General features: G+C 42.0%; 10 protein-coding genes. 4 read left to right on the forward strand and 6 right to left on the reverse strand.

Going from position 1 to position 11,934, the window contains the following annotated elements:
• The first annotated feature begins 219 nt into the window (after positions 1 to 219).
• From gntH to IUZ65_RS09165, 3 genes are all read left to right on the forward strand, one after another.
• Positions 220 to 1,845 (forward strand): guanitoxin biosynthesis MBL fold metallo-hydrolase GntH, encoded by a 1,626-nt coding sequence (gene gntH, locus IUZ65_RS09155; protein WP_195703442.1) that lies wholly within the window; start codon positions 220 to 222, stop codon positions 1,843 to 1,845.
• 123 nt (positions 1,846 to 1,968) lie between these two features.
• Complete coding sequence (locus tag IUZ65_RS09160; RefSeq protein ID WP_195703443.1) at positions 1,969 to 2,484, forward strand: hypothetical protein; 516 nt, start codon at positions 1,969 to 1,971, stop codon at positions 2,482 to 2,484.
• A 97-nt stretch (positions 2,485 to 2,581) separates the two neighbouring features.
• Positions 2,582 to 3,079, forward strand: coding sequence for a hypothetical protein (locus IUZ65_RS09165; RefSeq protein WP_195703444.1), 498 nt, complete (start codon positions 2,582 to 2,584; stop codon positions 3,077 to 3,079).
• Positions 3,080 to 3,214: 135 nt separating this feature from the next.
• Here the strand turns inward: IUZ65_RS09165 and IUZ65_RS09170 are convergent, their stop codons facing one another.
• Positions 3,215 to 3,799 carry an HAD family hydrolase gene (locus tag IUZ65_RS09170; protein ID WP_195703445.1) on the reverse strand — a complete coding sequence of 195 codons (585 nt, stop codon included), beginning with the start codon at positions 3,797 to 3,799 and terminating at the stop codon, positions 3,215 to 3,217.
• Between the two features lie 100 nt (positions 3,800 to 3,899).
• Positions 3,900 to 5,579, reverse strand: coding sequence for an RluA family pseudouridine synthase (locus tag IUZ65_RS09175; RefSeq protein WP_195705059.1), 1,680 nt, complete (start codon positions 5,577 to 5,579; stop codon positions 3,900 to 3,902).
• Between the two features lie 302 nt (positions 5,580 to 5,881).
• Here IUZ65_RS09175 and IUZ65_RS09180 point away from each other — a divergent pair, with 302 nt between their 5' ends.
• A complete protein-coding gene (locus IUZ65_RS09180) occupies positions 5,882 to 6,373 on the forward strand; it encodes a glycine zipper 2TM domain-containing protein (protein ID WP_229638026.1) in 492 nt (163 codons plus the stop codon).
• Between the two features lie 427 nt (positions 6,374 to 6,800).
• Here the strand turns inward: IUZ65_RS09180 and IUZ65_RS09185 are convergent, their stop codons facing one another.
• The 4 genes from IUZ65_RS09185 to IUZ65_RS09200 form a co-directional block, all read right to left on the reverse strand.
• Positions 6,801 to 8,687, reverse strand: a complete 1,887-nt coding sequence (locus IUZ65_RS09185) for a methyl-accepting chemotaxis protein (RefSeq protein ID WP_195703446.1) — start codon at positions 8,685 to 8,687, stop codon at positions 6,801 to 6,803.
• A 433-nt stretch (positions 8,688 to 9,120) separates the two neighbouring features.
• Positions 9,121 to 9,693: a rhomboid family intramembrane serine protease gene (locus tag IUZ65_RS09190; protein WP_195703447.1), complete on the reverse strand. Its 573-nt coding sequence runs from the start codon at positions 9,691 to 9,693 to the stop codon at positions 9,121 to 9,123.
• 610 nt (positions 9,694 to 10,303) lie between these two features.
• Positions 10,304 to 11,098 (reverse strand): hypothetical protein, encoded by a 795-nt coding sequence (locus tag IUZ65_RS09195; RefSeq protein WP_195703448.1) that lies wholly within the window; start codon positions 11,096 to 11,098, stop codon positions 10,304 to 10,306.
• A 392-nt stretch (positions 11,099 to 11,490) separates the two neighbouring features.
• Positions 11,491 to 11,928, reverse strand: a complete 438-nt coding sequence (locus IUZ65_RS09200) for a glycine zipper family protein (protein WP_195703449.1) — start codon at positions 11,926 to 11,928, stop codon at positions 11,491 to 11,493.
• Positions 11,929 to 11,934 lie beyond the last annotated feature (6 nt).

Genomic DNA, 11,934 nt, shown 5'->3' on the forward strand with positions numbered 1-11,934 from the left:
CGGCATAAGACATCATAACAATAAGAACAATCCTCTCTTTAATACGCAATTCATCTTAAGACTCAATTCACCTCCGTATTTATATATAAATTGAATTTATGTATCAAGCCAATATGAGCCTATGTATTAACCCTGTATTTATGAATAAACTTGTTTGCATCGAAGTGAGCAAGAAACTTCATTTCATTAATTATTTTGATTAAACCTATAGGTGGAACTATGAGAACTTTCGCAAAACTATCCATAATATCGACGGCAATGATTGTCGCTACAACGGCATTCGCGGCGGATCCAATGATGCAATACAACACGCAGAAAACGAACAGTAATCTAGAAAACTCCCAGAAATTTGAATACCACGAAGGTGACACATTAGAACAATATATAAGCTCACAACCCGAAGGTAAGTTGTACTCTTCTGAAGAAGAGGTCCTTGCCGTTTTGATGGGAGGTGTAAATAACGGTGACTACCGAGGTAAAACCAATACAGGCTGGAAAGAAGGTTTGATGTTTGAAGGCATTGCCCCTTATGGTGACCATATGGTGTCAGGTGCAAACTGGTTTCCACGCACCGAAGAAGTACAACCGGACGAAATGCGCGTGACCTTTATGGGAACGTCTCCGATGATTCGTCCTGGTCAAGCAAACACATCTATCTATGTAGAACTGGGTAACGGCTCAAATTTCGTCTTTGATTTAGGCGAAGGATCCATAGCGAACTATGTAGCGGCGGGTGTCGCAATGAATGAATTGGATCATATATTCATTACCCATTTGCATGTTGACCACTATGGTTCCCTACCCTACCTATACAAATTCGGTGGTTGGAACGGACGTTGGGAAAAACCGTTAAACATCTATGGCCCTAGTGGTGCAACACCTGAATATGGCACACGACACATGGTAGAAGGAATGCAACAAATGTTGAATTGGCATACCGATGCCTTTGACGTGTTCCCATCGGGCAACGACCTTGTGGTACATGAGTTCGACTTCCGAGACGATGGTGGTGTGATCTACGATCAAGACAATGTTGAGGTCATTCATTGGCGACGCAGCCATGCAAAGGATGGTGCTTCTGGTTACCGTTTAAACTGGACACAAGAAGATGGTCGCGTACTTTCATTTGTATGGACCGGCGACGGTCGTCCAACAGAACTTGATTTGAAATACGCGAAAGGAGCTGACTTGTTCATTACCGAATTGCAAACAGAAACCTTTGGCATTTCATCCATCATCCAAGGGGTTCCACCGTTCTTAGCGCGCTACACCGTCGATACACACCACACTCCGGCTTATGCTGCGGGTTATGTGGCAAACGAAGTGCAACCTCGCTTGTTTATGACAACGCACATGACATTCGACCCGTATCTAAACGAGGAAACCGTTGCCGAAGTACGTGAACACTGGAAAGGCCCTTATCACTTTGGCGCACCAGACGGCATAGTCGTTAATATGACAAAAGACAATGCATGGGTACGTGAAGGGATTTTACCTGACTTTCCGAATGCACGGGCGCCACAGTTTGACATGGCAGACGGCTCAGATTTCAGAATTCCGATGCCAAAGAACTCCCGTGCTGATATCCAAGAACAGGAAATTAGAGACCTCGAGTTAGATCCAAAGCTGTATTACCCAGAAGGTTACCACCCAGAACTATTAACAGAATGGCCAGTAGAGAGAGACATTGTTATCCCGGCAGAACAAGTGCCAGAAGCGATGAAGAAAGGGATGAATACAAAACAAGAGTACATGGACAGAGTACGTGAACACCACAATCTAGAGCGAAAGTCAGTGAGTCGTCCAACTGAGCCGAGTGAAGGGTCAGGAACAGACAAAAAATAGGACGCAACAACAGTAAGGGCATGATTGTCATGCCCTTTCATAAAAAGACGCAAACATTTGGCCATACACCCATGTTTGCGAACCATCATTTGGTTTTACTTACGCAATATTTTGGAGTACATCATGAAAAAATCACTTATCGCTATGGTTATATTAGGTCTTGTTTCTGGATCTGTGCTAGCAAATGGACAATCGAATGCTCACGATTATCAACCGGGTGCAACAAACAATTCAGAGCGTCTTTCGGCTATCGACCCCGATTACGAATTAACGTTACCTTCCAACAAAAAGGGCTATTCGAGCTACGACAATACATTCATGTCTGATGGTGGAACTTACACGACGTATGTTAAGCCTAACCCGTCAGACGATATCCATGTTGCTGATGAAGGGTCAATGACACTTACTCATGCTCAAGGTGGAGGAATAATGACCGAATACACCATTGGAAATGGCGCGAATACCTTCACTGTTATGTGTGGTTTCACTTCCGGCCCCTCTTTTTGGGCAGACAGTAAACCTGCAAATGTTTGTAAGGATGCACAAGCGTTAGCCGTCGCGTTAGAAGCCAAGGGCGAATGGGAGATGGAAAAAATGAAATATACAATCCCGCCAGCAAAAATAAACTCTGACTCTTAATAAGCAAGGCTAAACGCTCACTAAAAGCTAAGGAACTCACATGCGAACCGGGCTGAGTTCCCAATGTAACGTCACATAATATGCAAGGTAATATCCTATGAAACGCTTTTCTACATCACTACTAATTTTATGTTCATTGACGGTTCCTGTTACCGTTTCAGCGGCAGCGCACGACCACAGTCATAACCACTATAATCCGACATTAGAACAGCTAGGCAATGATATTGTTGGCTTAACCGTCTGCTATAAAAATGGTTATTTGTCCAACGAAGCGCAAGAACCTGCGTTTACAAATCTGATTAATCACGCGGACGTTTCCGGTGAGGAATTAGGCATGTATTACATGGATAAATTAGGACCGAAAGCAGAACAGATTATGAGTGATGAAGAATCGAGGATGTTATGGAATGAAGCGTATTGTTCAGAATTAACCAGCACTTACTTAGACAGCAATAAACTGGCTGAAGTGAAGAAGACTAACCACCACGATCAGAACGCGCACAACCATGGACATGATAACAGTGGCCATGAAATGCTTAAGGAAGAAACGATTCAACAAGACATAGAACGTGGACGCCTTCTGAGTATCAACTAACACAAATCATTGAATTACCGGTTCCACCTCAAATGTGGAAGATGCTTTGGCTCTTCCACATTTTTTTGTGTCCTTGTTCCCTCGCTTCCGCTGAGCGAAAAAGCATGATCAGTCGTCTCACTTAATCAGTTTACATCAGCGTAGTAGTGTAAGTAACTCATCTAACTCATTCACGACTAGCGATGCCTGATCTGCAAAATTCGGTGTTTGACCATGTGTCACCAAACATGATGACATATTGGCATTCGCTGCCGCTTGTAGATCGTAGAGATAATCCCCCACATAAAGTACGCTATCAGTTGACAGATTCCATTGGTTTGCCAGTGCCACAAGTGAGTCTGGTGCGGGTTTAGCAGGAAAATCTTCACGGGTTATGACTTGTTCAAATTCGATATTATTGTGGTTCAATTTCAACGCGGTTGCTTGCCGGCAGTTACGAGTCACAACCGCCATATAAAAGTTGTTTTTATACAGAAAGTCGAGCAATTCATAGCAACCCGACATAGGCTCAGACCTTAACGCGTCACTCATCTCATGATCGAAGATAATTTGATGGGCTCGCGCTCTATCTTGCTTGTTGGATAATGAATCCGAATAGGTGAGCAAATCTTCACTTAATGGGCAACCAATCACACCTCGTAATGCCTGAAAATCCATTCCAGACGTAACCAATGTATTATCAAGGTCAAACACAACTGCTTTAATACGATCTAAATCCATATAGGCGGCTTACCTTAAATTATCTGTTTATAAATAGCTCATCAAAGCATAGCATTTCTGGCAACGAGGGGTGAGCTTACAAAAAAAGTGACGTCAGAATTTAGAACTCGCCGCTTACTTGAAATGTCATGCGTGCTTTACTGTATGGGTGATCAAGTTCTAATCGCTCTGCATGTAAGTGCAAACGGTCGGCCTTTTCGCCATATAAAGCGTCTCCCACTATCGGCATATTTAAACCTAAGTGATGCGCACTGTGAACGCGAAGTTGGTGGGTGCGACCAGTTTTTGGGAACATATACACCTTGCTTAGACCGGATTTCACTTCAATCAATTGCCAGTGAGTTTCGGCATGTTTTCCATGTTCGTCACACACAAGTTGCCGCGGGCGATCATCAGGGTCCCCGCGCATTGGTAAAGAGATATCCCCTTCCGCTTGGATAAGTTCGCCTGCTAGAAGCGCTATATAACGCTTTTGAACGCCACGTGTGATGAACTGTTTTTGCAGGCTTTTATTCGCACGCTTGGTCAGTGCAAACACCAATAAACCGGATGTCGCCATATCTAAGCGGTGAATCACAAACGGGCCTTCAACGTTTGGAAATAAGGCTTGCAGGCGTGTAAAGGCCGAATCTTTAATGGTTTTTCCGGGCACCGATAATAAGCCTGATGGCTTATTAATAACGACCATCGCTTCATCTTGAAATACAATTTCTAGTTCTTTGTCTGCCGCCCAATTTTTTTCCAAAGGATTGGGTTCAACATTCAAGCCTTGCAACATGTGCCCCAAGATAGGCTGACATTTGTTATTGCACGATGGGTAGAATGTCTTATGTTGTCGAATTTCTGATTTAGGCGGTACACCCCACCAAAATTCTGCCAAAGCTAGCGGTTTAAAACCGTGTTTATAGGCAAAGTGCAGCAGTTTTGGTGCCGCGCATTCGCCAGATCCGGCGGGTGGTACAGGGTGGCTTGTCGGGGCAAAGATATCGACTAAATCGCGCATCTGGCCACGATTATCGAGGAAACGATATTGTTTATGCAGCTTATGTTGTAAGGCGTTAGACAGTGCTTTATGTCGTTCTTTACGTTCTGCCAAATGCTCGTGAAGGTTCGCCAAGCGTTGCTCTTTGATGGCTAATTTTTCACCCCACACGCGTTTTAAATGCTTGAGTATGTTCTTCTCTGTCACGCTTTGTTTGCTCAAACCATCCAATAGAGCGTTTAGCCGATCTGGAGCAAGGGTTTGTTCACCCTCTTTCCGTAGCTGTTTACGGGTTGCGCGACGATCAATCATCATCTGGCGATGTGCCTGTTCTTCTTCTTGGTAAGCGGCGCGGTCTGCTTCTATTTGCGCGTTGATCTCAGCCAATTCTGGATTTTCGGCCAACGCTTTGTAGGCGGTATTGGCTGTATTGATCGCATCGCTCTCACCTCGGAAAAAACCTTCTTCCTTAAGCATATCGAAAACAGGCGGCACAAAACCGGGTAATAGATTCTGGTCTGCAATTTTGCCGGAAAATGCACTCAAAAAACCGATTTCTCCCTGCGGGTTTTGTACGAGCAGCACTCCGAACATTTTTCCACGGCCACTGCCTTCATTCTCTAAACCAAAGTCGTGTTCGAAATCTGCCTGAGTTTCTAGGTGTTTTTGTAGTTGCTCGGCGGCTAATACGCATAAAGGATGCGGTATATAGTAGAACGGAAACGTAAATTGTTCCGGTAAATCATAGCCTTCGATAGTTGTATTAAATCGAGTAAAGCAGTGTTGAGGCGAGTGCATTTTAAAGGCCGCGTGATAGGTAATTCTAAGCACGGATTGTACCTGTTTTTTGAGGGAATGCCATGAGGGACTGTCCTTTCGGAGTGGGTATTGAGGATGACTCTATCTCTAGCTCCGAGACAGTTGGCATTCCGTAACACAGAAATGACTCATTGTGTGTTTCCGAAACCTGATGTCTTATTTCGTCAGCCATTATTTACCACGTTTTCTGATCTGTGTAATGTCTATTGACCGTTGGACGATTCGTAAAAATAAATCAGTGTATACTGGACAAATCCAAGCAAAACCAAAGGAAGTAACCTATGTTTCTGTTTACCTCATATTTAACTAAATCTGTTAGTGGACTGCTGTCATTATTCTTTTTGATGACCAGTTTTTCAACAGTTGCGGCCTATGAACGAAACAAAGCCATTCCTGTAGAAAAGGTCGTCTATGGCCGAGTAGAATCCATTCGACATGTAACCCAGAAACAATTGATAGAAGACCGAAATGTTGGCTGGAAAACTTTTGGTGGTGCCGTTGTGGGTGGCGTTATTGGACATCAATTTGGCGGTGGTTCGGGTCAAGATATAGCAACCGTCCTTGGAACTTTACTTGGTGGTGTCGCAGCCAATAAACACGGCGACTCAACACACATTCAACAATACCAACTCATTGAAATAATGATCAACTTAGATGATGGAAGCAAAGTGATGGTGCTTCAAGATTCTGACCCACGTATGCCTTTTACCGCAGGAGATGACGTGCGTGTTGTATACCTGACCAGTTATGTTCGTGTGGATATTGCGATGTAATACTACAGAACGAAAAGGTGGTGTTTTGCTTCCCATTGGGTTGACAATCGGCTAGAAAGGTTTTGCCCCCATACAAGTTTCAGCTTGACGTTTTTCTCGTAGGGTAACCGGACACACGCCACAATATATCCTATTAACTATCTGTTATTTCATGGTTTAAATGTGTACCCTATTAAATTAAAGTGTGTGTCCTATTAAATTCTGTGTCCTATCATAGCCAGCGCTTTCAAAAATCGGGACGACCATCTTAGCCGCTACCTCTTGTTCAGTAAGAACTGATATGCTTACAAACTTAAGCCTATTTTCGCCTAAAGCATTGTTATCAATAAATAACAGTAACAACAAACCCAAGATAAGCTTCAGGCCGCTTATCTTGGGTTGTTTCACCATCCATCCAACACTCGAAAGTTTATGCATTCAGAAATATTTATAACTTAAACTCAGCAACCGCTTTGTCTAGCTGACTAGCGGCTTTGGTTAGTTTAGTCGCCTGTTGAGAGTTATTTTCTGAATTTTCAAAGGTCTCTTTTGCCAGATCATTTATACCAACAATACTTGCATTGATTTCAGCTGCAACCAGCGTCTGTTCTTCCGCAGCAGTGGCGATTTGGTTATTCATATCTTGAATATGGGAGACCGAGCTTTGAATTGATTGCAGTGCGTCGTTAGCCTTTTGCGAAATATCCATCGTATTCTTCGCATTGTTGGCGCTTTTGTCCATCAAGGTAACGGAAGTTTTTGCTTCCGCCTGAAGCTTCGTGATCAGTTGTTGAATTTCATCAGTACTGTTTTGGGTGCGGTTAGCTAGATTGCGTACCTCATCAGCGACGACAGCAAATCCTCTTCCTTGCTCCCCTGCTCGGGCCGCTTCTATTGCTGCATTTAATGCGAGCAGATTGGTTTGATCGGCAATTTCGCGAATAACATCGAGGATCTGTCCGACACTTTTTGTTTCTGATTCCAGTCGATTGACCACTTCTTGTACGTATACGATTTCGTTTGAGAGGTTTTCAATACTGTTATTCATGTCGTTGACAGTTTGAATTCCGTTTTCAGAGTAACTGTGAGCTTCGGTTGCAGCGGTTGAAGCCTCCATTGCATTGCGCGCAACTTCATCAACTGTTACCGTCATTTCATTCATTGCGGTGGAGGTTTGCTCTAGCTGCCTCATTTGAGACTCAGAACTATGATTTACTGACGCTGCAGACTCTGCGATCCTAGATGAAGATGTATTAAGGACTACCGCGGTGTTATTGATTTCTTCAATGGTATCTTTGAGGTTACCAGCCATTGAGGTAATCGCAGCATAAATCCCAGTCTGGTTGCCACTGTTGTTTGCTGATAAAGTTAAATCACCACTTGCGATCCGTTGAACAAAAGATTCAATTGCCTCTGGCTCTCCACCAATCGGACGGTACATCAATTTGATTACGATCGTATAGGTTATAAACAACGAAAGGATAATGAAGACTAGGGCAATTATCAGGTTGATTTGAAGATTTGAACTGGACGCCGCATTTATGTTTTCCCAAGAGTCCCAAGCCCAAACAGTCCATCCGAGGTTTGGTAATTTGGAAGATAAAACAAAGTACTCATCACCATTAAGTTCATAAGAGTGTTGGCTGGTTTCATGATTAGCATACTCTTGATAGCTTGGTCTGAGTTCATACAAGTCTTTGCCTAAAAGGTCGGGGTCTATGGCGGCGAGAACATAACCGTCTTCACGACTTACAAATATCTGATTATTATCAGAAAGACTATTGGCAAAATTTGTAATTGCATCCACGCGTATATTGGTACAAAGTACCGCAACTGTTTTTCCGTTACGTTTTACTGGCACAGCAATCGCCATAACAGCTGTGCCCTCGGCACTAGTATATGGTGTGGTAACGATATTGTCATCGCCATTAAAGGCACGTAAGAACCACTCACGCCGCTTCTCCTTAGCATTAAATCCCTCAACCAGACCGTTAGTTGAACTTGAGTAGGTTTCACCACTCGATACTGCAGTATAAGCATTAAGTACATCGACTGATTTAGTAATGTTTTTCAGTGTACTCAGTACTTCCTGTTCATTAATATTACCACTCGCATCAACGGCCAATTGTTCTGACATCGCATGCAATACATCAAAATTACGGCTTAATCGCTGCTCAATGCTATTTGCTATCAAAAATGCTTCTTTATTTAGTGACTTTGTGTAGTTGTTTACTGAGGAATCTTTAAAATTTTTGTATCCCACACCAGTCAGCACAGTGATTATGGTGACTAATAAAAGCCCTATGAGGGTGGTTATTTTTGCTTTAACAGACATGAAAGCTCCATCATTTAACGAGAGTTAGTCTATTTTATGGGCTGATAGTCTTTTTTGTTGAGCACTTGAACAAAAAATCAAACATTGCATCCTGTGCTTTGTCACAACTTCGACATAATTGCGCACTATGGAAACATCATATTGTTGTATTATCAACAATTCGATATTTAAGCGTGTTACAAATTGATTACAATAAGTGTGATACAGCCCTAAAAGAGGTAGTCTGAATATCCCCTAACCATAGGTGTTTTAGTGCATAATTCAGGCATGAAGAAACTGATCTGCTCCAGTGATACTGAACACTCGACTAAGCGAGTGTTGCCCATACTTCAGTTAATTCATATTTTACTAAATTAGAAAAAATGCAACTCGGAACTGTCCACATACGAGTTACAGGTAGATATGGTTAAAATAGCTATCCTTTTAATATTATTCAGATTAACGGTGTGCGCCTTTTTGTAGAGTTCCTATTTATCCAAGACATCACTACACCTGCTGCGGCTCCATAGACATGCGATGCCCAACTAACATGGGGTTGAAACGAAAATAAACTCCATAACAAACCGCTGTATAACATGAGTACCAACAAGCCTATAAATAGGTTTTTTAACGTTCTATTCAATAAACCATAGCTTATCAAGAAAGCGCAGTAGCCAAAGATAAGTCCACTCGCCCCTGCATGTACTCCGGAGCTCCCCAGAATCCATACACATCCTCCTCCTAATAAAGTAATACCGATGCTTACCCGCCAGAAAATAGCTAACCCTAATTGACGAACCAACAGCATTAGTATGCAAATGGGTATTAGATTAGAGGCGAGATGGGACCAGCTATGATGAATAAAAGGTGCCAGTGGTATACCCAAAAGTCCAATAGGTTGTCTCGGTATGATTCCCCAATTTGATACGAAGCCAAGCGATAAGCTATTGAGAGTTTGTATAACTATGAGGCCAACCGCAAAGATAAATACCGGTCTTAAATGTTTCTTTATGATGTCATTTTTCATTCTGAATAACTCCAGGAATATATAATGCAGTACTCATTAGTAGCGAATAGTTTAAAGGTAGCTATCACCTGATCACACGAGTATCCAACTTATCATCATTTTCATAAAAGCGAACCCCTCTATTAAAGTGAGTGGAGCAAATTGACCAATAATTAGAAGGAAATTCGTAGATTGTTCATGTCACTGTAGTTACTCAAAGTATCATTTTTCTGTCACTCAGAAATGCCCAATTATGTGGAATCGAGACTTGTGGTGAAGTGGATATTTATACTTAAAACCCTCATTACCACGGTCCTCCGTGGTAATGAATACCGAATTTAAAATGAACAGTTAGGCATAACGTCATGCAGTTTGATGTTCTTGTTTACCGTTCATTATGAGAGTTTCGTTAGCTTTGAAATGATTACCACGCCAGAGCATGGTAACGAGTGATAAAACCCCTACACAATTAGTCGTAGATTCTAACTGTCGGGATGAAGGAGTTATCCAAAAATGCGCTAGAACGAAATCTACTAACACATTTTTGCCCCATTCCGTTTTTGTGCATTTAATTTAGTGGCAGATCGTGCCACTAAATTAAAGGGCTCAAAGACGCGAGGTTTTCTGAGTGCTACTGATAGTTGATGGTAAGATTAGTATATTCAGTACCACCAGCATTTGAATAAAGTGTGCCCAAAACATTCATTGCAGTATCACTCCATAAACCGAAGTAATCATCAAGATGATCAAACATACCCATATTGTGCGCTGTCTCATGCATAACCATTTTGTAATCCCAGTCACATTGACCGTTACCCATGTTTAACCAAAGTACTGTATCGCTTGCATATAAACTAGTATTGGGATCAATACTTATTGATAGACCACCATAATACGGTGCCGATGAAGCATTTGCGCACATATTTTGGGGATCATTTGAATATTCACTCGAGTAATACGCTGTCCCTTCAGAAATAACTAATCCAGTAGCAACGCCATATGTTGAATTAAATGTACTCGCATCAAAAGTTCCATTTCCACGGTTTTCATTTGAATAATTTGTGTCTCTGTAAACAGATAAATCGGCAGTAATTACAGTAATATCAGTGAAGATATCGCCTAGCCGATCTTCAAGATTAGAAAATGCAGTAACAATACTATCTGGAGCTGAACTGCTATTAGAGGACACATAGTAAAGGGGGATTTGAGCTGTTGTATCAAACCGAACTATTCCTGTCTGACTATACGTGCTCATTGTACCACTATCGGTTAATGTTGTGGCCGATGGAGTATAGTTTGTCGCTTCGACTAATGAAGATATATCTGATTCAGATGCTTTACTAATGGAGTTTGAACTAGAACTGCTGTCATCATCACATCCAGAAATAACTAAGCCTGTGATTAATGCCAATAAAGTTTTTCTCATTTTTTGTGCCAACCATATGATTATTAAAAATGAGACACTAAAATAATTTTAGAAAAAAACAATTGATATTCATCAATTTACAGCTGATTTGCTATGCATTCAGGTATTGAATGATTAGATTATCAACACTGATTTTTATTTTTTAATGAGAAATTTCTTGAGGTAAGTTAACCCAGCCACTCGTTCAACTCACTTTTATCCAAAAGTGTGCCCACAAGATAGTTGCTCGTGTTCGAGTAAACACACTTAAGATTACGCACTCGCAGCAAACATAAATGTGATAATTCCAATAACAAGAACTTTAGGTAGAACGCTTTCAAATGACATAATAAGCACCTTAATTTATAAATGTGAACGTCTGTTTGTTGTGAAACTTATAACTGATTTAACGGTTAATTCATAGCGCGATATCCTCTACCCTGCATACAATTCCTCATTAGTTCGTCCCGTTCTTTCTGATTTGAATTTTCGGCAGAATTTTTAGAGCCTCTGCCTGATAACACCCCAACAGTCGTCCCGATGGCGGCACCCTTTTTTGCTGCACTGCTTCCCGAGTTCCCAGAAATACTCCCCGCTAACGCTCCGGCGGTTGCGCCTCGTAGGCCTCGTTTAACCCCCTGCTCGGCGGCTCCAGCTGATTCATGTTGGCCTACATTAACGAGTAGATCAGAGCATTGCTGCTGATCTAGGTTGAATTGAACAGAATCGTACTGTAATTCATCAAACACCAAAGTATGTCCAGTGGCGTAGGTCGGTACTGCTGAAAATAGAACAACACCCGCTACCGCGAGAGCGTTGATAACTTTATTTCTTCGAGATGTGGATGTCATAATTAG

The sequence above is a fragment of the Vibrio sp. VB16 genome, from assembly GCF_015594925.2.
In the GTDB taxonomy this organism is placed as follows: domain Bacteria; phylum Pseudomonadota; class Gammaproteobacteria; order Enterobacterales; family Vibrionaceae; genus Vibrio.